Source organism: Amorphoplanes digitatis (assembly GCF_014205335.1).
GTDB lineage: Bacteria > Actinomycetota > Actinomycetes > Mycobacteriales > Micromonosporaceae > Actinoplanes > Actinoplanes digitatus.
The window spans coordinates 6,529,486-6,550,540 of the sequence record NZ_JACHNH010000001.1; the positions used below are offsets into that span (position 1 = coordinate 6,529,486).

Consider the following 21,055-nt stretch of genomic DNA (forward strand, 5'->3'; position numbering starts at 1 on the left):
GGATCCGCCCGTGAGCACCGAACCCCTTCCGCCCCAGCACGTGCAGGGCTTCGCCGCCCTGGCCGCGCAGCTCGCCGACCGGATCGGCACCGTCGTGCTGGGCAAGCCCGAGGTGGTGCGGCTCGCGCTGACCGCCTTCTTCGCACAGGGCCACGTGCTGCTCGAGGACGTGCCCGGCGTCGGCAAGACCACCCTGGCCCGGGCCATCGCCGCGGCGGTACGCGGCCAGTGGCGCCGCATCCAGTTCACCCCCGACCTGCTGCCCTCCGACGTCTCCGGCGTGACGATCTTCAACCAGGCGAGCCGCGGCTTCGAGTTCCACCCTGGACCGGTCTTCGCCAACATCGTCATCGCCGACGAGATCAACCGCGCGTCGCCGAAGACCCAGTCGGCGCTGCTGGAGGTCATGGAGGAGCGCCGCGTCACCGTCGACGGCGTGCCGCACCCCGTGCCGCAGCCGTTCCTGGTCGTCGCGACGCAGAACCCGGTCGAGATGGACGGCACCTACCGGCTGCCGGAGGCACAGCTCGACCGTTTCCTGGTCAAGCTGTCGGTCGGCTATCCCTCCGAGGACATCGAGGTCGAGGTGCTGCGCGGGGCCGCGCTGCGCTCACCCGACACCCTGGAGCCGGTCACCGACACCGCCACCGTCGGCGAGATGGTGCGGATGGCGCAGCGGGTGCACATCGCCGACCCGCTCTACACGTACGCGGTACGCCTCGCCGCCGCCACCCGCGACCACCCGCAGGTCCGCGTCGGCGTCAGCCCCCGCGGCGTGATCGCCCTGACCCGGGCCGCCTGCGCCTACGCGCTCATCAACGGCCGGGGTTACGTGCTGCCCGAGGACCTCAAGACGCTTGTCGAGCCGGTGTTCGCGCACCGCGTGCTGCTCTCGCCCGACGCGCAGCTGCGCGGGGTCACCGCCACCGAGGTGCTCGACGACGCGGTGCGCTCGGTGCCGGTCCCGCTGCCCGACAACCAGAGCGTCGTGGCTTGACGCCCGGCACGGGCACGGCGCGGACGCGGACGGGCGGCGCGGCGTGAGGCGCTTCGGCGGCATTTCGGCCCGCGGCATTTCGGCCCGCGGCGTCACCGGCCGCGGCGTCGGGGTGATCGGGGCCGCCGTCGTGCTGTTGTTCATCGGGTTCCGCTTCGGTTATCCGGATCTGGCGCTGCTGGGCACCGCCGCGGCTGTGGCCGTCGCGTCCGGCGTCGTCTTCGCGGTGTGGCGCCCCGGCCTCGGCGTCGAGCGGGTCGCCGAGCCCGACCGGGTCGCCCGCGGCGAGCCGGCGAACATGACGCTGACCGTGCGCAACACCAGCCGGCTGCGCGCCGCGAACCTCGTCGCGGTCGACCGTTGCGGCGCCGCCAGCGTGCCGGTCCCGCTGCTGCGGCTGCGCCCGGGCCGGGACACCACCGTGGTCTACCCCGTGCCCACGCGGCGCCGCGGCGTCGTGCCGGTCGGGCCGCTGCGGGTCACCCGCGGCGACCCGCTCGGCCTGATGACGCTGTCCCGCACCTACGGCGACGCCACCACTGTCTGGGTGCACCCGCGCATCCACCTGTTACGGGCCGTCCCGGCCGGCATGGCCCGCAGCCTCGACGGCCGCATCGACAAGGTGCCGCAGGGCACGATCACCTTCGACTCGCTGCGCGAATACGTGTACGGCGACGAGCTGCGCCGGGTGCACTGGCGCAGCTCGGCCAAGGTCGGCGAGCTGATGGTCCGCGAGCAGCTCGACACCAGCGAGCCGACGATCATCGTGCTGCTAGACGACCGCGCCGCGGCGCACCCGCACGTCAAGGACGGCACCGCCGACTCCTTCGAGGCCGCGTGCGAGGCGGCCGCGTCGATCGTCGCCGCCGCCGCGCGCGAGGACCTGCCAGTCGCCCTGCACCTGGTCTCTGGCCCGGCGCCGGGCACCTTCCTCGACGTGCTGACCGAGGCCGGGCTGCGCGGGGGCGACCTGACGCAGACCCTGCGCAGCCTGCGGCAGAACCGGCTCGGCGACACCCTGGTCTACCTCACCGGGCCCGGCGGACGCGCAGACCTCGGCGCGGTGACCGGGCTGCGCGGCGCGTACCCGGTGGTGATCGCCGGGCTGTTCGGCGACCCGGACGCGGCGCCGGTGACCACCGGCGGCGGCCTGATCGTCATCGAGGCCGAGGACGGCGCGCAGTTCGCCGGCGCCTGGGACGGGGTGCGCGGATGGTGAGGTGGCTGCGCGCCGCGGTCGTACCGGTGGCGCTCGTGGTGTTGATCGGCCTTTCGGGCGTGGTCCTCGGCCGGATCTACGCCGACGCGCTGCTCATGCAGGCGGTCGCCGGCGCGGCGCTGGGTTCCGTCGGCGTCGGCGTCGCCGCCCGCCGGCTGCCGTCGTGGACGGTCGCGCCGCTGTCGGTGCTGCTGCTGGCCGGCTACACGCTCGTGACGCTGCGGCTGGCCGCCGGCCGGGCCGAGCTGACCGATCCGCTGACGGCGGTCGTACCCGACGCCCTCGCCAACGGCATCCCCCGCCTGCTCACGGCCATGATCCCGGTCGAGTCGACGCCCGACACCGTGGTAGTGCCGGTCGTCGCGGCGTGGCTGGCCGGCCTCTCCGGCGCGGAGGTCGCGGTGCGCTCCGGCCGGGTGCTGCTCGGCTTTGTGCCCGCCGCGCTGCTCTACGGCGGCGCGCTCTACGTCGTCGGCCCGAACGCCGGCAGCGCCGGCCGGCCGACGATCCTGTTCGCGACGCTCGTCGTGCTCGCGCTCGCGGTCACCACCCGGCCCGCCGCAGCCCCGGTGCTCGACGAGGTGCCGTCGCAGGCCCGCGCCGCCGTACGCGGCCGGGCGCTGGCCGGCGCCGCCGTCGCCCTGGTGGTCCTCGTCGGCCTCATCGTCGTGGTCGGCCCGCTGGTCGGCGACCGGGTCTCGGCGACCCCGGTCGACCCCCGCAGGTACGTGCAACCGCCGCAGGTCGACAGCCTCGACGAGAGCCCGCTGAACCGGATCTCCGGCTGGGCGCTGACGCCGGAGCAGAAGCTCCTCGAGGTCGGCCCCGCCGACCCGGGCAAGGGCTCGCTGCGGCTGCGGCTGGCGGTGCTGCCGGACTACGACGGCGTGACGTGGCGGGTCGGCGCGGTCTACCGCAACGCCGGGCGGGTGCTGCCCGCGCCGCCGGCGCCGCCGGACGTGCCGATGCGGCGGGTCAGGCAGGACATCGTCGTGGACGAGCTGACCGGGCGGCTGCTCCCGGTCGTGCCGACCCCGACCGGCGTCGACGGCGCCCGGGTCGCCTACGACCCGGGCACCGGCACGCTGATCTGCCCCGAGGTGCTGCGGCCGGGCCTGCGCTACACGGTCACCTCCGAGACCCGGGAGCCCGACTACAACCTGCTGCCCACCGCGGACTCGCCAACCGGCGACGCGGTGGCCCGCTTCCTCAAGGTCGGCACCGGGGTGCCGGACTCGATCCAGCGCCTCGCCGACCAGCTGGCGGACGGCAACGCGGGCGCCTACGACCGGGCGGCGGCGATCGAGGAGTTCCTGGCCGGGCACTACCGTAAGGTGCCCGACGCGCCGAGCGGGCACGCGTACCCGAATCTCCAGTTCTTCCTGCTGGGCCCCCGCGACCAGGGCGGCCAGCGCGGCACGTCGGAGCAGTTCGCGGCGTCGTTCGCGCTGCTGGGGCGCCTGACCGGGCTGCCTACCCGGGTGGTCGTCGGCTTCGACGCGCCGCGGGCCGGCGGCACCGTCACCGGCGCCGACGCGATCGCTTGGCCGGAGGTGCTCTTCGAGGACCTGGGCTGGGTGGCGTTCGATCCGATGCCGCAGGGCGACCAGACGCCGCGTCCGGTCGAGGAGGACTTCACGCCGAAGCCGTCGACGCCGCCGCCGACCTCCGAGCCGCCACCGGCCAGCGAGGCACCCAGCGCGTCCGCTCCCCCGGCGCTCGCCGACGCCCGCGTCCGTCCGGCCGGCGGGCCGCCCGCGGCACTGGTGGCGACCGGCGCGGGCGGGTCGGTGCTGCTGGTGCTGCTCACGGCGGCGGCGACGGTCGTGATCATGCGCCGGGGACTGCGCCGGCGCCGGCTCGAGGCGGGCGCACCGCACGAGCGGATCACCGGGGCGTGGTTCGAGTTCACGGACGCGCTGCGGCTCGCCGGCCGGCCGGTACCGGCACACCTCGCGGCCACGGAGGCAGCCGCCTTCGCGGCCGGGCCCGCGGCAGACAGCACCAGACCTGCGCCAGGCGCCGCCGGGCCGGGCGGCCCTGGGCCGGGTGGTGCCAGGCTGGGCGGCCCTCGGCCGGGCAGCGCCAGGCCGGGCAGCGCCGGGCCGGGCAATGTCGGGCCGGGCGGTGCCGGGACTGCGGCGGGCGGTGCCGGGCCCGTAATGGGCGGGGGCGCCGGTGGGTCGGAGTCGGCCGGCGGATCGGCGGCGGGTGGTCGGGTCCGGCCGCCCGTGCGGGCCGCGACGCCGCCCGAGGTTCGGCCGATGCCGGCGCTGGATGATCTGGTCGACGCCGTGAACACGGCCACGTTCGCGCCGAGGGCGGCAGACGAGCAACAGGCCGAGCGGGCCGGTAGCCAGGCCGTCGCCTACGCCGAGGCGCTGCGGGCCCGGCGCTCCTGGTGGCGGCGGCTCTGGTGGAGCGTGCACCCGGGTCCGCTGGCCTGGCACCGGCGGCGTTGACGTGGGGCCGGCCCGGGACGGGTGATCAGCGGACCGGCCGTTCCTTGATCTCGTCGCGCCGGGCCGTGAGCGCGGCGAGGATCGCCTCCTGCTCCGCGATCTCGGTGAGCAGCAGGGACGCCTCCGCCGCGTCGGTCGGACCATCCGCGCGCTCGCCGATCCGGCTACGCAGCCCTTGCACCTGCGCCTCAAGGTCTGCGATCTTCTGATCCAGCTCCAGCTGGTCCGGCTCCGCACCCATGGCTTCACGTCCTTTCGTCTCGCAGGGTCGAATACCCCCTCACGCCGGGCCATAACGTCGCGCCGGTGGCCCAGCTCACCTTCGCCCGCACCGCGGCCGGTGCCCGTGGCGGCATCGACGAGGCTCTGCGGGGAGGTCAGCCCTGATATGAGTACCGCCCGCGAGACAGCCGTGGACGTTCCGGCGGCGCCCCGGTTCGCCGCGCTGCGCAACCGGGACTGCCGGCCGTACCTGTTCGGGGCGGCGATGGCGATGATGGCCGACAACATCGAGCACGTCATCACGTACTGGGTGCTCTGGGAGAGGTTCCACTCCCCCGCCCTGGCCGGCTTCCAGGTGATCAGCCACTGGGTGCCGTTCCTGCTGTTCTCGGTCTATTCCGGCGCCCTGGCCGACCGGTTCGACTGCCGCCGGGTCATCCAGGCCGGGCAGGCGCTGTTCATGCTCGCCTCCGTCGGCTGGGGCGTGCTGCTGCTGACCGACTCCCTGCAGGTCTGGTCCGCCTGCGTGCTCCTGGTGCTGCACGGCATCGCCGGCTGCCTCTGGGGCCCGGCCGAGCAGCTGATGCTGCACGACTTCGTCGGCAAGGAGGGCCTGCCCAGCGCGGTGCGCCTCAACGCGACCTTCCGCAGCCTCGGCGTCCTCTTCGGCCCGGTGGTCGGCTCGGCGCTGCTGCTCGGCCTCGGCCCGACCGCCGGCATCTTCGCCAACGTCGCCTTCTACCTGCCGCTGACGATCTTCCTGTTCCGGACCAGATTCACCGGACACACCCGCGACAACGGAATCGCCCGTCCCCGGATGGGCCTGATGGATTCGGTACGCGTGCTGCGCGACATCCGGGCCGACCGCACGCTCCTCAGCATGATCATCCTGGGCGGGCTGGGCTCGTTCTTCGTCGGCGCCTCGATGCAGTCCTCGATGCCGATCTTCGCGCAGGACCTGGGCGCGGGCGGCGCCGGAACGGCGTACGGGATCCTGCTGTTCGCCAACGGCGCGGGCGGGGTGATCGGCGGCATCCTGCTGGAGGCGACCGGCCGGATCCGCCCCACCGTGACCGCCGCGGTCGTCAGCACCGGCGTCTACGGGCTCAGCACCCTGCTGTTCGCCGTCTCCAGCAGCTACCCGCTGTCACTGCTGCTGCTCGTGATCGGCGGCATCGCCAACCTGGCGTCGATGTCCATCGGGCAGACCCTCGTGCAGCTCCTCGCCCCGCCGGCCGACCGGGGCCGCGTCATCGGCGTCTTCGGCATGTCCGCCAACGGCCTGCGCTTCGGCAGCGGCATCACGGTCGGACTCTTCGGCGGCATCGTCGGCATCCACTGGTCACTTGGGCTCAGCGCCGCCGCCCTGTGCGCGGGAACCCTGCTCGCGGGCCTCTCCGCCCGCCGCCCCCTCCGCCCCCGGGCCACATAACTCCGGCACGCTCCGCGCAGCGACCCTGCACGCAAGCCCGTCCGCCGCCCTTCACCCCCAGGCCGCGTAGCCCCGGCGCGCTGTGCGCAGCGGCGACCTTGCACGCGGACCCGGCTGCCCGCCGGCCCCTCCACGCCCGGGCCGCGTGACCCGAGCGTGCTGTGCGCGGCGACCTGCGGGCGAGCCGGGCAGTCCGTCGTCCTCTTCGCGGCGGGGGCGCGTTGGGCCGGGGCATGCCGGAGGTCCTGTCGAGAGTGCTCTCGACAGGACCTCCGGCATGCGCCGCCCGGGCGGCGTCAGAAGGGTGCCGGGCCCTGCCCAACCAGCGACATCAGCACTTGGGTCGCGAGCAGGCGCCGGATGCCGGTGACCGCGACCTCGCCGATCTGCTCATAAGGCAACTCCAGTTGTAGTCCATCACTGGCGTTGCGGAGCTCCGTGCTGACCTGGTCCGGACGGAAGGTACCGCTCCAGCCGGTGAGGTCTCCGCGCTGATTGGTACCGAGCGAGGCCATGCCGTCCACGCGCGCACCGTCGACGAGTATCAGTGTTGCGGGACCCGAGTAGGTCGTCATGGTAATCAACCGTAACGGCTCCGCGGCTGTCGTGGCTCGGCGCGGGTGATACGACGGCGGCGACGGCCGGATGAAAGACTGCCCCCATGGGTTTGTTCACGCTCGCGCAGGCACGGATCGAGCTGGCCGGGCTGCGGCCGCTGCTGGACGAACTTGTCGTCGTCCGGGCCGACGTGGTCGAGCTGGCCGCCGCCCTGACCACCGGCGGCGAGCCGACCGACCTCGGCGGCCTGCCCGAGTTGAAGGCCGCGGAGGCCCGGCTCAACGAGTTGATGACCGAGGTGCAGCAGACGGGGGCCGAGCTCAAGGGCGTCGCTCCGCTGCTCGTCGACTTTCCCTCCGATCTCGACGGCGTGCCGGTGCTGCTGTGCTGGCTGGAGGGCGAGGACGCCCTGAGCTGGTACCACCGGCTCGATCTCGGCTTCGCCGGCCGGCGGCCGCTGGGCTGACCATGGCCGGAACGCGGTCGAGCCGCCCGGCATCAGCCGGGCGGCTCGTGGGGAAGTGCGGGTGGTTCAGCCGATCTTGACGTTGAAGATCGGGTTGGCGGCGAGCTTCTTGAACGCGGCCAGGTTGTTCTTGGTGCTGTCGATGCTGATGTCGCGGTTGCCTTCGTCGTCGTTCTTGGTGTCGAAGTAGACGATGGCCTTGATCCCGGGCCGCTTGGCCAGCTCCGGCAGCACACTGTTGTAGCCGGCGGTCTTGTCGGTGGGCTTGCCGATGCGGTGGTAGACACCCCACTCGGCGATCATGATGGGCTTGGACGCGTGCTTGGTGGTGGCCCAGTCGTACCAGCCCAGACCCTTGTTACCGGTGGCCTTACGGTCGAGCAGGTCGGCGAACTTGCCGTAGTGGTAGTAGCCCTTCTCCGCGCTGACGTAGGAGTCCAGGCCGATCCAGTCGACGACGTCGTCGCCGGGGTACAGGTCGGCCCACCAGGACTGGGCCATCCACTTCTCGTTACCCATGTACGCCATCACATTGATCGCGTTGTCCACACCCTTGGACTCCAGGCGCTTGATGGTGTGGCGGTACATGGCGGCGAAGTCCTTGGCCTCCCAGCCGGAGCCCTTCTTGGCGATGACGTCGTTCTCCGGCTCGTGGTTGAGCACGAGGAAGAACTTCTTGTCGCCGTAGGTCTTCTTGATCCGGGCGGCGAACGCGTCGATGCGCTTGTCCTGCTCGCCCTTGGCGACCTTCGCCCACGAGGAGCCGTAGGCGATCTTCCAGTTGGTCAGCAGGACGCGGGGGTTGGCCGGGTCGGAGGTCATCGCGATCTCGGCCTTGGTCGGGAACGCTTCGTCGCCCTTGTGGTAGGTGTGGAAGATCGAAGCGGTGCGGCCCGAGAGCTTCTCCCAGTTCTTCAGCTCGACGTCGCGCGGCTTGGTGGTGAAACCACCCGCGGCGGCACCCCACAACACGCCGCAGGAGGGCACCAAGTTCTTGTCGGTGACACACGGCTTGGCCGGCGCGGCGGTCGCGGCGGTGGTGCCGGCCATCGCGGTTCCGGCGCCGACGGCCATGGCGGCCAGGACGGTCAACGACTTCGCAAACTTGATACGCACTTTTTGGTTTCCCCCCGCATGTTCCGGCGCCAGGTTCGGCCGGGCATGCACTAGAGATTCCGGTGCGGCGGGTGCGCGGCCCGGTCCCGGACAGGTGCCGCCCGGTTGCGACCGACCCGAACGGCGAAACTTGAGGATTTCGGCGCTGGAAAACCTCGCCAGACGGGTAATACCGGACACAAGAGCGGGCCATCCGCCGGATTTCGCACTGTCTGACGCCGGGCTGACTGGCGGGTCCCGGCGGCGCTAAGTTCCCGGCATGACAGCGAGTCCATATGAGACGGTCATGGGGTTCCTCGTCGGGCCGTGGCTGGCACAGGCCGTGCGCGCGGCCGTCGACCTGTCGCTGGCCGAGCACCTGGCGGACGGCCCCCGAACGGCCGCCGAGATCGCCGAGGCCGAGGACGCGGACCCGCAGGCGACGGCCCGCTTCCTGCGCGCCTGCGCCTCGATGGGCCTGGTCGCGTACGAGGAGAAGGGTTTCGCCGGCACCGAGCTGCTGGCCGTCCTGCACCACGACGCGCCGATGTCGCTGCGGGACCTGGCCGCGTCACAGTCCAGCGCGTGCCTGTGGCTGACGTGGGCGCGGATCCCCGAGGCGGTCCGCAGCGGCGAGTCGCAGACCACGCAGGCGCTCGGCATGCCGTTCTTCGACTACCTGGCCGCGCACCCCGACGAGGGCGCGCTCTTCGGCGCCGCGATGACCAGCATGTCGGCGCCGGTCATCCGGGACGCGGTCGAGGTGATCGACGTCGCCGCCGCGACCACCGTGGTCGACGTCGGCGGCGCGCACGGCTCCTTCGCCCTGGCCATGCTGGCGAGGCATCCCGGCCTCACGGCGACCGTGCTGGACCTGCCGCACGCGGTGCCCGGCGCGCAGGCGGCGGCCGTCGCGCGCGGCCTCGACGACCGGCTCACCGCGGTGGCCGGCGACTTCTTCGAGACTGTTCCGCCGGGCGACATCCTGCTGCTGAAGTTCATCCTTCACGACTGGTCCGACGACGACTGCGTACGCATCCTGTCGAACTGCCGCGACGCCCTGCGCCCGGGCGGCCGCATCGTGATCACCGAGATCGTCATCGACGACCACGCGCCCGGCATCGCGCCGCTGATGGACATCGCCATGCTCGCCTCCGCGGGCAGCCGGGAACGCACCCTGGCCGAGTTCGACGACGTGCTGACCCGGGCGGGCCTGCGCCGCGCCGCGGCCACCCCGGTGGAACCGCCGTACGTCGTGATCGAGGCGATCGCGGCGGCCTGAGCATGCGCGTCGAGAGGACCGCCGACGGCGTCGCCGTGATCCGGGCGCTGGAGCAGCACGCGCCGCGGCCGCTGTTCGACGACCCCCTCGCTGCCCGGATGCTCGCCGGCTGGCCGGCGACGATGGTCGCGCACCGCCCGCTGCGGTGGCTGTTCCTGCGCGCGCTGGAGCGGGCCGGGCCGGGCTTCTACGGCGCGGTGATCTGCCGCACGCGGGCCATCGACGACGCCTGCCGATCGGCCTTGGCCACCCGGATCGACCGGGTGGTGATAGTCGGAGCGGGCCTGGACACCCGCCCGTACCGGATGCCGGAGATGGCCGCGGCCCGGGTCTGGGAGTTCGACCTGCCGTCGGCGCAGGCCACCAAGAAGGCGGCCCTGGCCCGGGCGCTGGGCGCCCTGCCGGCGCACGTCAACTATCTGCCGCTGGACCTGACGAAACCGGACGCGGAAGACGTCCTGGCCGGCGCGGGCACCGATCGCACCCTGCTGCTCTGCGAGGCCGTGACCATGTACCTCGGCGGTGAGGCCGTCGACCGGGTGCTCGCCTATGCCGGAGGGCTCGCACCGGGCAGCCGCGTGATCATCACCTATCTTCCGAGGGCCGAGGCGGAGCGGCGCGAGAACAACCGGTGGTCGCGCCGCCTGGGCTGGCGCAGCGCCTACCATCCGGCCGAGATGGCCGCCCGCCTGCGCGCGCACGGCCTGACCCCGCTGACGGACATCGGCGCCGAGGCGCACCGGGCCGAGCTGCTCCGCTCCGGCGGCCGCAAGCTCGCCGTCTTCCCCGGCGAGCGCATCGCCCTCGCCGCCGTGGCGGGCTGAGCTGCCGTGGCGGGCTGAGCTGCCGTGGCGGGCTGAGCTGCCGTGGCGGGCTGAGCTCAGGTCAGCTCGCCCTCGAGCAGGCCCATCGTGTACTTGTCGTACCAGCGGCCGTCGCGGCGGAAGACCTCGCGCAGCCGGCCCTCCTCGGAGAAGCCGACCTTGTCGTACACCTGCCGGGCCGCGTGGTTCTCCGTCACGACGGTAAGGGTGATCTTGTGCAGCCGCATCTTGTCGAAGCCGTAGCGGCAGACCCGGCGGACCGCATCGGTGGCGTACCCCCGGCCCCAGGCGTCCTTCTCCCCGAGGTAGATGTCCAGCTCGGCGTTGCCGGTCTCGGGCTCGGCGCCGTGCAGCCGGATCAGGCCGACGAGCCTGCCGTCGCCGATCGCCTCGATGCCGAAGAGCACGTCGCCGTAGTCGTTGCGCGGCCGCTCCTCCAGGAACGTCCGCACCCGGGTCAGCGGCTGCGCGTAGTTGTCGTTCATCCAGCGCATGACCTCGGGATCGTGGTTCCATCGCCAGAGCGCCTCGGCGTCGGAGGGCTCCATGGCCCGCAGTTTCACCAGGTCTCCCAGGACGAACACGGACGGCCTCCAGCTGTCGATCGGGGTTCGAGGCCCGAATCCTAGGGTAGGGACAGACGGTGAAGCTCGGCCTGCGGCTCACCACCGCCGTCACCCTCGCGGTCCTGACGCTGGTGCCGTTCGCACTGCTCGCGGCGCTCGTCGCCCGCGGCTGGGCGCCGCTGCACGAGCTCGACGTCGCCGTGACGGGTGCCCTGCACGACTGGGCGCTGAGCCACCCCGGCTGGACCCGCGCGGCGCTGTGGTGGACGACGATCTTCTCGCCGAACCCGCTGCGGCTTGCGGCGCTGGCCCTGGTGATCTGGCTGATCAGGCGCCGCGCCCGCCGGCTCGCGCTCTGGGTGGCGGTCACCATGGCGGTCGGCGGGCTGCTCGGCGCGGCGCTCAAGCTGGTGGTCGGCCGGCTCCGGCCCGACCTGCTGGACCCGGTCGCCCGCGCGGCCGGAAACGCGTTCCCGTCCGGGCACGCCCTGAACGCGACGCTGGCCGCGGGCGTGTTCGTGCTGGTGCTGCTGCCGGTGGTCCGCGGCCGCCGGCGCTGGCTGCTCTGGGGCGCGGCGATCGCCGTCGCCGTGCTGACCGGCCTCACCCGCATCGTGATCGGCGTGCACTGGACCAGCGACGTGGTGGCGGGCTGGCTGCTCGGCGTCGCGTTCGTCGCGGCCACCGCGGCGGCGTTCACCCGGCTCTCTCCCGCCGCCGTGGTCGAGGAGGGCCTGGATCCCGGGCTCGCCCACTCGGCCGACGGCCCGCCCGGCGAGCCGCCGCGCCGGTGACACCGACGCGGCGGCCTTCATTGAACGTTTTTCAACCTGGCATCGAGCCCGCCGGTGCCGGGCCCGCGGACCGGCGCCGACCGCTGCCGGCCTCGCCACGTTGAAAGAGGTTCATCAGTTGCGCTTGCCGATCATGCCGTGCGGGTCGAGGACGTACTTGCGTGCCGCGCCCTGGTCGAAGTCGCGGTAGCCCTGCGGCGCCTGGTCCAGCGGGATCGCGGTCGCGTTGACGTTCCTCGCGATCTGAACCCGATCATGCAGGATCGCCATCATGAGCGCCCGGTTGTACTTCATCACCGGGCACTGACCCGTGACGAACGAGTGCGACTTGGCCCAGCCCAGGCCCAGCCGGATCGAGAGCGAGCCCACTCGCGCGGCCTCGTCGACGCCGCCGGGGTCGCCGGTGACGTAGAGGCCGGGAATTCCGATCGCGCCGCCGGCCCGGGTGAGGTCCATCAGCGAGTTCAGCACGGTCGCGGGCATCTCGGTGTCGGCGTCGGCGCCGTGTCCGCGCGCCTCGAATCCCACCGCGTCGACGGCCGAGTCGACGAGGGGCTGGCCGATCGCCGGCGCCGAGCGGCCGAGGATCTGCTGCACCTGTTCCGCCGGGTCGCCCTGCGCCACGTTGACGGTCTCGCAGCCGAAGCTGCGCGCCTGCGCCAGCCGCTGCTCGTTGAGGTCGCCGACGATGACGACGGCGGCACCGAGCAGGAAGGCCGAGGTGGCCGCGGCCAGTCCGACCGGGCCCGCACCGGCGATGTACACGGTGGATCCGGTCGTGACGCCGGCGCTGACACAGCCGTGGTAGCCGGTGGGGAAGATGTCCGTCAGCATGGCCAGGTCGAGGATCTTCTCCATCGCCTGGTCCCGGTCCGGGAACCGCAGCAGGTTCCAGTCCGCGTACGGCACCATCACGTACTCCGACTGGCCGCCGACCCAACCGCCCATGTCGACGTAGCCGTACGCCGAGCCGGGCCGGTCCGGGTTCACGTTGAGGCAGACGCCGGTCCTGCGCTCCTTGCAGTTGCGGCACCGTCCGCAGGAGATGTTGAACGGCACCGAGACGATGTCGCCCACCCTGACGAACTCCACGTCCGGGCCGGTGTCGACGACCTCACCGGTGATCTCGTGCCCGAGCACGAGCCCCTCCGGCGCCGTCGTGCGCCCGCGGACCATGTGCTGGTCGCTGCCGCAGATATTGGTGGCCACGGTCTTAAGAATCACGCCGTGCGGCGTCCTGCGGCCGACATTGGCCTTGTTGACGCCGGGGCCGTCCTTCATTTCGTAGGTCGGATAATCGCTGTCTCGGACTTCCACGTCTCCCGGGCCCTGATAGACAACCGCTTTGTTGCCTGGCATCTCGTTACGCTCCATTCCTGATCGAACTCGACTTGGCCGGGTCACTCGGTCAGGTGCGTCACCTCCTCTCGGCCGCACGGTCTCTGCGGACGGAGCAAGCGAGCGAGCGGGTCGCGGGCGGCGGTTCGGGAACCACCGGCGAACGGGCACGGTCAGCGACGAAATCGCTACGCTGCCTGCCCCCGCCATATTTCCCGGGACACACGGGAAAGAAAACCATCGATACTGACAAGACGCGCCAATAGTTGCATTACTGACATACCGGCCCGGTGCGCTACCTCGCCCTGGCCAGGCGGGCTGCGGCGCGCTGCTTGAGCGCGAAGCCCTCCTTCGCCACGTCGCGCAGGCGCGCGACCAACGGCGAGCGTGAGCGGCGCGCCCACGGCACCGGCACCTCCGTGGTGCCGTACTTGGCCTTATATGAATTTCCGCCGACGAAGTCGAACTCGGTGACGCCCCGGGCCTTGGCCCAGCGCAGTGCGTGCCAGATGAGCGCCTCGTTGGGGCGCAGATGCTGGTGTTCCCGGTAACTCGCGCCGCCCCAGAAATACATCGTGCGGTGATACCAGGGCAGGACCGCGGTGGCGATGCACCGGCCCTCGGCGTCGCGGGCGCGCAGCAGCAGAATGCTGCCCGCCGGCGCGAGATTGCGGATCAGCGAACGGACCCGCTCGATCGAATAGGTCGGCACAAGACCCTGTTTCGCGAATACGTCGCGCAATTGATCGTAGAATTCATCGGCGAATGCGGGATCGTCGCCCGAGGCCTCCTCGATGACCACTCCGGACTTTCCGGCCTTGCGGATATTGCGACGGCAGGCGCTGGCCATCGCGCCGAAGAGGGAGTCCTCGGCCGGGCTCAGATCGATCACCGCGGTCGGCGCCGCGGCCCAGCGCAGGCCCAGCCCTTCCAGGTCCGCCTCGGTGAGCCCGCGGTCGCGGATCTCCAGGTGCGCGGCGCCGAGATCACCGAACGCGAACGGCAGCAGGGCCTCCAGCGCGGCGCGGCGCGGAATCGACGGTTCCAGGTTGAAGCCCACGTAGGACGTGGTCCAGCCGGCCATCGGGCTGCCCAGGATCCGCAGGCCGTATCGCCTGGTGAGCAGGCCGGTGAAGTGCCCGACGGTGGTGGTGCCGTCGGTGATCGTGGCAAGGACCGGCTCGGCACGCTGCGACTCGGCGACGAACCGCAGCCACGGCTCGGTGTGGAAGATCAGGCGATCCGGGTAGCCGGCTCGGTCGGACCAGAGCGCGGGCGTCGGCTCGACCCGTTGTAGTCGAAGCATGTAATCCCCCCTTGTGGCGGATGATGCCCCGCCGGAAGTTCATTCCGCAAGGACCGTTCAGGCCCTTCTCGAATTGACATGAGTATTCCTCATGTTCCCTATGACAATTGCTACTGACGCTACCCACCATCCATTTGCAAGAGTGAGTTCACAGGGAAAGCAGACGAGCGGGGAGGGGTGGGCGAGGGTGGAGTCGCAGACCCGGATCAAGCGCCGCCTGAACGAGTTGGGGCTGCGCAGCCGGCTCCGGGCGCGACCACGGGCGCAGGGCCGGATGCTGGCGCCGGCCGGCATGTTCCGTCGCCTGCCGACCACCGCCGGGCTCTATTTCCCCTTCTACCACGACGTGCCGCCGGACTACGCCGACGACCTCCGCCGGCACCTGCGCACCTTCCAGCGGCGCGGACCGCTGGTCTCCTGGGACGAGGCGCTGGACGTCCTGGCCGGCCGGCGCGAGCTGGCCGGGCCGATGTTCTGCCTGTCCTTCGACGACTGCCACGCCACCTGGCGCGACGTCGCCGCGCCGATCCTGCACGAGCTCGGCGTGCCGGCCACCTTCTTCCTGACCACCGGGCTCGTCGGCCAGGCCGGCAACCTCACCTGGCAGGACTGCCGCGACCTGCTCGCGCAGGGATACCAGTTCGGCTCGCACACGGTCACGCACCAGCGCCTTGCCGACCAGGACGACGCCGCCGCGCTCCGGGAGATCCGCGACTCCAAGCACGCCATCGAGGACGAGCTCGGCGTGCCGGTGCTCGACTTCGCCGCACCGTACGGCAGCGGTGTCGACTTCGGCGACCGCGAGCTGCGCGCCGTACAGGAGGCCGGTTATCGAAGCTTCGCCACCACGCTGCGGTCCCCGATGCGGCCGGGCGATTCCCCGATGTACATCCAGCGCCAGGGCCTGCACCCGGCATGGCCGATCTGGGCCGTCAGGACGCGGGTCCATGACTGACGCCCGGATCTACCTGTCCCCGCCGGACGTCAGCGGCGTCGAGCGCAAGCTGCTGCTCGAGGCGTTCGACTCGAACTGGGTGGCACCCGTCGGCCCGGACCTCGACGCGTTCGAGGCCCAGGTCGCCGACCTGGTCGGCGTCCGGCACGCGGTGGCGCTCAGCAGCGGCACCGCGGCGCTGCACCTGGCGCTGGTGGCCGCGGGCGTGCGCCGCGGCGACACCGTGCTGGTGCCCTCGTTCACCTTCGCCGCGACCGCGAACGCGGTGATGTACCTCGGCGCCCGGCCGGTCTTCCTCGACAGCACGGCGGAGAGCTGGAACGTCGACCCCGGCCTGGTGGCGGAGGAGCTGCGCGACCGGGCCGCCCGCGGCCAGCTACCCCGGGCGGTCGTCACCGTCGACATGTACGGCCAGTGCGCCGACTACGAGCCCCTGCTGGACGCCTGCGACCGCTACGGAGTCGCGCTGATCGAGGACGCGGCGGAGGCGCTCGGCGCGTCGTACCGGGGCCGCCCCGCGGGGTCGTTCGGCCTGGCCGGGGTGCTCTCCTTCAACGGCAACAAGATCGTCACCACGGGCGGCGGCGGCATGCTGGTCACCGACGACGGCCGGGTCGCGACGCAGACCCGGCACCTCGCCACCCAGGCCCGTGAGCCGGTGCCGCACTACGAGCACCGCTCGGTCGGCTACAACTACCGGCTGAGCAACCTGCTCGCCGCGGTCGGCCGCGGCCAGGTGGGGCGGCTGCCCGACCTGGTCGCCGCCCGCGGTGAGACGGCCCGCTACTACCGCGCCGCCCTCGGCGACCTGCCCGGCCTGACGTTCATGCCGGTCGCGGAGTACGGCACGCCCAACTGGTGGCTCACCTGCCTGCTCGTCGACGCCGACGAGTTCGGCGCCGACCGTGACCGCATCCTCGAGCACCTCGCCACGCTCAACATCGAGGCGCGCCCCACCTGGAAGCCGATGCACCTGCAACCGGTGTTCCGCGACTGCGTGATGCGCGGCGGCGAGGTCAGCGCCGACCTGTTCCGCCGCGGCCTGTGCCTGCCGAGCGGTTCCGCGCTCACCGACGACGACCGGCAGCGCGTCGTGGACGCCGTTCACGCGGTGATCCGGTGACGGTCGAGCAGGAGGGTGACGGCGGGATGCGCATCGTCTACATACATCAGTACTACTGCAACCCGGGGATGACCGGCGGCATCAGGTCCTACGAGCAGGCGCGCCGACTCGTCGCCCGCGGGCACACCGTGCACGTCATCACGACCGACATCACGCCCGGCAAGCGGGCGCTGGGCTGGCGGCAGACCGACGACGACGGGGTACAGGTGCACTGGTTCTCCGTGCCGTACTCGAACAACATGTCGTTCGCCCGGCGGCTGCGCGCCTTCGCCGAGTTCATGGCCCTCGCGGCGGCGAAGGCCGCCTCGCTCAAGGCCGACCTGGTCTTCGCCACCAGCACCCCGCTCACCGTGGCCGTGCCCGGCGTCATCGCCGCGAAGGTACGCCGGGTGCCGTTCGTCTTCGAGGTCCGCGACCTCTGGCCCGAGGTGCCCATCGAGATGGGCGCGCTGCGCAACCCGGTGCTGCGCGGGCTCGCCGGCGCACTGGCGAACCTCGCCTACCGCAGCGCCGCCGAGGTCGTCGCCCTCTCACCGGGCATGGCCGCCGGCGTCACCGCCCGCCGCCCGGGCACCCGCACCACCGTGATCCCCAACGCCGCCGACCTGGACCTGTTCGAGGTGCAGCCCGAGGCCGTACTGCGCTTCCGCGACGAGCACCGCTGGCTCGGCGACCGGCCCCTGATCGTCTACACCGGCGCCCTCGGCGCCGTGAACGGCGTCGACTACCTGGTCCGGGCCGCCCTGCGGCTGCGTGACCTCGATCCGGACGTCCAGGTCCTGATCGTGGGCCACGGCAAGGAGTGGGAGGACACCCGGCAGCTCGCCGCCGGGCACGGCCTGCTCGACAGCACCGTGCACATGTGGGAGAAGGTGCCCAAGTCCGACCTGCCGGTCATCCTCGGCGCGGCCACCATGTCGACGAGCTTCGTGCGTCCCATCCGCGCTCTCTGGGAGAACTCGGCGAACAAGTTCTTCGACGCGCTCGCCGCCTCCCGGCCCATCGCCATCAACTACGGCGGCTGGCAGAGCGATCTGCTGCGCGAGTCCGGCGCGGGGCTGGTCCTCGACCCTTACGACACCGACGCGGCGGCGGAACTGCTCTCCGGGCATCTCCGGGACGAGCTGTGGCTCAAGCGGGCGCGCGAGGCCGCGCACCGGCTCGCGGTGGAGCAGTTCTCCCGCGACCTGCTCTTCGAACGCTTCGAGGCCGTGCTCAACCGTGCGGCGGCCACCGGGCGACGGGGTCGGGCCGCGGCCCGGGCGGCCCTGTCCGAGCAGTCGTGATGATCGGGAGAGGGCAGACGTGGAACTGCGGGAGTACGTACGGGCCTGCCGGCGCCGGTGGGTGTGGATCGTGGTGCCGGTGCTGCTCGCCACGGGCATCGCCGCCGGCCTGACGCTCACCGGGAAGCCGGCGTACCGGTCTTCCATGATCCTGTTCGTCACCACCGGCGCCGGCGACCCGGACGCCAAGGCCAGCCGGCTCAACTCCTACATCGCGCTGCTCACCGGGCCCCGGGTGGCCGAGAGCGTGGTCAAGGACCTGGGACCGGAGCTGAGCGCCACGCAGGTGCAGAAGAGCCTCTCCGCGCAGGTGCAGGAGGGCACCGATCTGCTTGTCGTCTCCGCGACCGACTCGTCGGCCGAGCGCAGCGAGCAGATCGTCACCACCGCGACCGCCGTACTGATCGGCCTGGCCCGGCAGCTGGATCCGCCGAACTCCGCCGGCGACGGCCCGCGGCCGTCGGTCTCGATCGCGCAGAACCCGGTCACCGTCCGCCAGCCCGGCAACCTGACCCGCAACATCGGCTTCTCGGCGGTGCTCGGGCTGCTGCTCGGCGCCGCCGCGGTCGCGGTGCGCGAGGCGACCCGCAAGACCGTCAACGACGAGGACGACCTGCGCCGCCTCGGCCTTGGCACGGTCGGCGTCATCTCGATCGGCGGCCGGTCCCGCCGCGACGGCTCACCGGACGAGGCGCTGGCCGAGGCCTTCCGGCGGCTGCGCAGCCTCCTCCCGGACGTCTCCGCCTTCAAGCGCCCCGGCGCGCGCGGCACGTCCCTGCTGCTCACCGGCCCGCACGCGAAGGAGGGCACCACCGCCGTCGCCTGCGGCCTGGCCATCGCGATGGCCGAGACCGGCGCCCGGGTGGTGCTCGTCGACGCCAACCTGCGCAACCCCGGCCTCGGCCGGTACCTGTCGCTGGACACCAGCCGCGGGCTGGCGGACGTGCTGACCGGCGTGGCCCGGGTGCCCGACGTGCTGCAGGACTCGCTGGACGGCCGGCTGACCGTGCTGCCCTCGGGCGACCCGGCGCCGGACCCGGGCGAGATCCTGGCCTCACCGACCCTGGGCGCCACCCTGCGCAGCCTCACCGAACGCTTCGACATCGTGCTCGTCGACGCGCCGCCGCTGCACGGCGTCGCCGACACCGCCGTGCTGGGCAAGGTGACCGACAGCGCCCTGCTCGTGGTGCGCGCCAACCGCACCCGTACGGCCGACGTCGAGCGCTCTGCCGACCTGCTGCAACGGGTGGGTGCCCGGCTCGCCGGCGCCGTGCTCAACGCGCTGCCGCGCAAGCTGCCGACCGGCGGCACCTGGCACCGCGAGGAGACGCTGCCGCAGCCGCACGATCCGGAGCTGCTGTCCCGCCTCCTCGGCGACGACGGCGAGCCCGCCGAGGGCGTCGCCACCGACGAGACCGTCATCTTCCCCGCGTACGGCGGGCCGGTGCGCGGCCGCGCCCAGGTGGTCAAGGCCACGATAGGCACTCCCGGCGAGGAGACGAAGAGGACCAAGCCCGTCCCCGAACCGGCCCCGGAGCCGGCCCTGGAGGCCGCGCCGACACCGACTCCGGCACCAGCGCCGACACCGGCATCGGGATCGGCATCAGTGCCGCCGCCGACACCGGCTCCGGCATCGGCATCGGCATCCGCATCGGTGCCGGCACCTGAGCCTGAACCCAAGCCCAAGCCCGCACCGGAGGAAGCCGGCGCCGGCAGCGCCGCGCGGGGGCAGGCCAAGGTCGTCGTCAACGAAGTGCCGGCCGCCGGCGACCGGGCGGAGCAGCCGAAGCTGCCCACCCAGCGCGGCACCGACGACGACAAGCAGCAGCCCGGTGAGTGAGCTCCAGGCCGAGCGCACCGCGGCGGCGGTAGGCCGCCGCCGCGACCCGGCCGGCTGGGCCCGCGCCCAGGTGCGCGAGCCGTACCTGCAACTGCTCGCGTCGCAGGTGCTGACCGGCGGCGTCGCACTGGCCGCCAACATACTGATGGTCCGCGCCCTGAGCACCTCCGGCCGCGGCGAGGTCGCCCTGATGCTCCAGGTGGTCTACCTCACCACCCAGATGCTGCTGCTCGGCACCGAGCGCAGCTTCGTCGCGAACTACCACGACGCCGCGCCAGCGGTCGCCGTCCGGGCGTTCGCCCGGCTGCTGCTGGTGCCCTGCGTGCTCGGCGTCGCCGCGGCCGTCGTGTACACCTCGGTGGCGCCGCACCGGCTCAACCCCGGTCCGGCCGTCGTCGCCCTGCTCGTCACCTACGGGCTCGTCGAGACGGCGATCCTGGCGACCCGCGCGGTGGCCATCGCCGCGGGCCGGATGGCCGAGTTCCTCTACGCCCGCGTCCTGGAGTCGCTGCTGCTGCTCGCGCTGCTTGTCACGCTCTTCGTCGCGGACGTCTCGCACCCCACCGTCTGGATCCTCGCCTACCTGTTCGCCGGCGCCGTGCCCACCACCGTCTTCCTGGTCATCTGGCTGCGGCAGCCGGCCGGCGGCGCGACGGAGATCCCGCCCGGCCGCAACCGCGCGGTACGCCAGGAGGGCCTCGCCCTCTTCCCCGCCGCGCTGTCGAACATGGCGATGCTGCGGGCGGACCGGCTGGCGCTGCCGGCCCTCGCCTCCACCTCCGCCCTCGGCCTGTACGCCAGCGTGGCCACGATGACCGAGCTGCTGGCCTGGCCGCTGCGCGCGTACGCGGACGCCCGCCTCGGAAAATGGCGGGCGACCCACCGCGGGGGCGGGCTGAACGCCCGGCCCATCCTGGCCACCGCCGCGGTCTACTCCCTGGTCGTCGCCCCGCTGGTGGCCTGCGGCCTGTACCTGCTCATCGTGCCGGTGTTCGGCCACGAGTACGCGCCGGCCAAGGTCGTCGTGCTGCCCCTGGTCGCCGCGGCCGGCCTCTACGCGGTGTCGCGGATCAGCCTGGGCCTGCTCATCGCGAAGGGGCACAGCGCGCTGGTCTCCGCCGCGGAGGTCACCGGCTTCGCGGTGAGCTTCGCGGCGTACCTGCTGCTGATCCCGCGGCAGGGCATCCTCGGCGCGGCGTACGGCTCGCTGCTCGGCTACGGCGCCTGCCTGGCATTCGCCCTGGTGAGCAGCCGGGTGGTGCGGGACCGGGCGGTGACGCCGTGAACGCC

Annotated in this window: 19 protein-coding genes; 13 read left to right on the forward strand and 6 right to left on the reverse strand. The window is 72.5% G+C overall.

What is annotated here, in order from left to right:
• Positions 1–10 precede the first annotated feature (10 nt).
• The 3 genes from BJ971_RS28385 to BJ971_RS28395 are packed head-to-tail and all read left to right on the forward strand — an operon-like array spanning position 11 to position 4,678.
• A complete protein-coding gene (locus BJ971_RS28385; RefSeq protein WP_184996242.1) occupies positions 11–997 on the forward strand; it encodes an AAA family ATPase in 987 nt (328 codons plus the stop codon).
• A 43-nt stretch (positions 998–1,040) separates the two neighbouring features.
• Positions 1,041–2,216: a DUF58 domain-containing protein gene (locus BJ971_RS28390; protein ID WP_239087849.1), complete on the forward strand. Its 1,176-nt coding sequence runs from the start codon at positions 1,041–1,043 to the stop codon at positions 2,214–2,216.
• A complete protein-coding gene (locus BJ971_RS28395; RefSeq protein WP_184996243.1) occupies positions 2,210–4,678 on the forward strand; it encodes a transglutaminase TgpA family protein in 2,469 nt (822 codons plus the stop codon). The genes BJ971_RS28390 and BJ971_RS28395 overlap by 7 nt, the downstream gene beginning before the upstream one ends.
• Positions 4,679–4,703: 25 nt before the next feature.
• Here the strand turns inward: BJ971_RS28395 and BJ971_RS28400 are convergent, their stop codons facing one another.
• Entirely contained in the window at positions 4,704–4,919 is a 216-nt protein-coding gene (locus BJ971_RS28400; protein ID WP_184996244.1) for a hypothetical protein, read from the reverse strand.
• A 147-nt stretch (positions 4,920–5,066) separates the two neighbouring features.
• On the opposite strand from BJ971_RS28400, the gene BJ971_RS28405 reads away from it, so the two are divergent.
• The gene (locus BJ971_RS28405; protein WP_184996245.1) at positions 5,067–6,332 is read left to right on the forward strand and encodes an MFS transporter; all 1,266 of its coding nucleotides are present in this window, start codon (positions 5,067–5,069) and stop codon (positions 6,330–6,332) included.
• A 296-nt stretch (positions 6,333–6,628) separates the two neighbouring features.
• Here the strand turns inward: BJ971_RS28405 and BJ971_RS28410 are convergent, their stop codons facing one another.
• Positions 6,629–6,907 (reverse strand): hypothetical protein, encoded by a 279-nt coding sequence (locus BJ971_RS28410; RefSeq protein WP_184996246.1) that lies wholly within the window; start codon positions 6,905–6,907, stop codon positions 6,629–6,631.
• Positions 6,908–6,993: 86 nt separating this feature from the next.
• On the opposite strand from BJ971_RS28410, the gene BJ971_RS28415 reads away from it, so the two are divergent.
• The gene (locus BJ971_RS28415) at positions 6,994–7,356 is read left to right on the forward strand and encodes a DUF2203 domain-containing protein (protein ID WP_184996247.1); all 363 of its coding nucleotides are present in this window, start codon (positions 6,994–6,996) and stop codon (positions 7,354–7,356) included.
• 66 nt (positions 7,357–7,422) lie between these two features.
• Here the strand turns inward: BJ971_RS28415 and BJ971_RS28420 are convergent, their stop codons facing one another.
• The gene (locus BJ971_RS28420) at positions 7,423–8,472 is read right to left on the reverse strand and encodes a glycoside hydrolase family 26 protein (RefSeq protein ID WP_311772804.1); all 1,050 of its coding nucleotides are present in this window, start codon (positions 8,470–8,472) and stop codon (positions 7,423–7,425) included.
• Between the two features lie 259 nt (positions 8,473–8,731).
• Here BJ971_RS28420 and BJ971_RS28425 point away from each other — a divergent pair, with 259 nt between their 5' ends.
• Entirely contained in the window at positions 8,732–9,733 is a 1,002-nt protein-coding gene (locus tag BJ971_RS28425) for a methyltransferase (RefSeq protein ID WP_184996248.1), read from the forward strand.
• A gap of 2 nt (positions 9,734–9,735) precedes the next feature.
• On the forward strand, positions 9,736–10,557 hold the full coding sequence (locus BJ971_RS28430; protein ID WP_184996249.1) for a class I SAM-dependent methyltransferase: 822 nt from the start codon (positions 9,736–9,738) through the stop codon (positions 10,555–10,557).
• Between the two features lie 56 nt (positions 10,558–10,613).
• On the opposite strand, the gene BJ971_RS28435 is transcribed toward BJ971_RS28430, so the two are convergent.
• On the reverse strand, positions 10,614–11,141 hold the full coding sequence (locus BJ971_RS28435) for a GNAT family N-acetyltransferase (protein ID WP_203709347.1): 528 nt from the start codon (positions 11,139–11,141) through the stop codon (positions 10,614–10,616).
• Positions 11,142–11,200: 59 nt separating this feature from the next.
• Between BJ971_RS28435 and BJ971_RS28440 the strand changes: the two genes are divergently transcribed.
• Positions 11,201–11,917, forward strand: coding sequence for a phosphatase PAP2 family protein (locus tag BJ971_RS28440; RefSeq protein ID WP_184996250.1), 717 nt, complete (start codon positions 11,201–11,203; stop codon positions 11,915–11,917).
• 114 nt (positions 11,918–12,031) lie between these two features.
• On the opposite strand, the gene fdhA is transcribed toward BJ971_RS28440, so the two are convergent.
• Together fdhA and BJ971_RS28450 are read right to left on the reverse strand one after the other, a co-directional pair.
• Positions 12,032–13,465, reverse strand: coding sequence for a formaldehyde dehydrogenase, glutathione-independent (gene fdhA / locus BJ971_RS28445; protein ID WP_307837387.1), 1,434 nt, complete (start codon positions 13,463–13,465; stop codon positions 12,032–12,034).
• 85 nt (positions 13,466–13,550) lie between these two features.
• On the reverse strand, positions 13,551–14,561 hold the full coding sequence (locus BJ971_RS28450) for a lipid II:glycine glycyltransferase FemX (protein WP_184996252.1): 1,011 nt from the start codon (positions 14,559–14,561) through the stop codon (positions 13,551–13,553).
• A gap of 187 nt (positions 14,562–14,748) precedes the next feature.
• On the opposite strand from BJ971_RS28450, the gene BJ971_RS28455 reads away from it, so the two are divergent.
• Genes BJ971_RS28455 through BJ971_RS28475 form a run of 5 tightly spaced genes read left to right on the forward strand, consistent with a single transcriptional unit; the run spans position 14,749 to position 21,050 of the window.
• Positions 14,749–15,516, forward strand: a complete 768-nt coding sequence (locus tag BJ971_RS28455) for a polysaccharide deacetylase family protein (protein WP_184996253.1) — start codon at positions 14,749–14,751, stop codon at positions 15,514–15,516.
• Positions 15,509–16,639, forward strand: coding sequence for a DegT/DnrJ/EryC1/StrS family aminotransferase (locus BJ971_RS28460; protein ID WP_184996254.1), 1,131 nt, complete (start codon positions 15,509–15,511; stop codon positions 16,637–16,639). Before BJ971_RS28455 ends, BJ971_RS28460 begins: the two co-directional genes overlap by 8 nt.
• Positions 16,636–17,925 (forward strand): glycosyltransferase family 4 protein, encoded by a 1,290-nt coding sequence (locus BJ971_RS28465; protein WP_239087489.1) that lies wholly within the window; start codon positions 16,636–16,638, stop codon positions 17,923–17,925. The genes BJ971_RS28460 and BJ971_RS28465 overlap by 4 nt, the downstream gene beginning before the upstream one ends.
• Positions 17,926–17,944: 19 nt before the next feature.
• Complete coding sequence (locus BJ971_RS28470; protein WP_184996255.1) at positions 17,945–19,765, forward strand: tyrosine-protein kinase domain-containing protein; 1,821 nt, start codon at positions 17,945–17,947, stop codon at positions 19,763–19,765.
• On the forward strand, positions 19,758–21,050 hold the full coding sequence (locus BJ971_RS28475; RefSeq protein WP_239087490.1) for a lipopolysaccharide biosynthesis protein: 1,293 nt from the start codon (positions 19,758–19,760) through the stop codon (positions 21,048–21,050). Before BJ971_RS28470 ends, BJ971_RS28475 begins: the two co-directional genes overlap by 8 nt.
• Positions 21,051–21,055 lie beyond the last annotated feature (5 nt).

What these genes read in the sequence shown, in the direction of transcription:
- BJ971_RS28395 (WP_184996243.1), top strand. Translation starts at nt 2,210, where the DNA reads ATGGTGAGGTGGCTGCGCGCCGCGGTCGTACCGGTGGCGCTCGTGGTG.
- BJ971_RS28400 (WP_184996244.1), bottom strand. Translation starts at nt 4,919, where the DNA reads ATGGGTGCGGAGCCGGACCAGCTGGAGCTGGATCAGAAGATCGCAGAC.
- BJ971_RS28405 (WP_184996245.1), top strand. Translation starts at nt 5,067, where the DNA reads ATGAGTACCGCCCGCGAGACAGCCGTGGACGTTCCGGCGGCGCCCCGG.
- BJ971_RS28410 (WP_184996246.1), bottom strand. Translation starts at nt 6,907, where the DNA reads ATGACGACCTACTCGGGTCCCGCAACACTGATACTCGTCGACGGTGCG.
- BJ971_RS28415 (WP_184996247.1), top strand. Translation starts at nt 6,994, where the DNA reads ATGGGTTTGTTCACGCTCGCGCAGGCACGGATCGAGCTGGCCGGGCTG.
- BJ971_RS28425 (WP_184996248.1), top strand. Translation starts at nt 8,732, where the DNA reads ATGACAGCGAGTCCATATGAGACGGTCATGGGGTTCCTCGTCGGGCCG.
- BJ971_RS28430 (WP_184996249.1), top strand. Translation starts at nt 9,736, where the DNA reads ATGCGCGTCGAGAGGACCGCCGACGGCGTCGCCGTGATCCGGGCGCTG.
- fdhA (WP_307837387.1), bottom strand. Translation starts at nt 13,465, where the DNA reads ATGGCGGGGGCAGGCAGCGTAGCGATTTCGTCGCTGACCGTGCCCGTT.
- BJ971_RS28450 (WP_184996252.1), bottom strand. Translation starts at nt 14,561, where the DNA reads ATGCTTCGACTACAACGGGTCGAGCCGACGCCCGCGCTCTGGTCCGAC.
- BJ971_RS28460 (WP_184996254.1), top strand. Translation starts at nt 15,509, where the DNA reads ATGACTGACGCCCGGATCTACCTGTCCCCGCCGGACGTCAGCGGCGTC.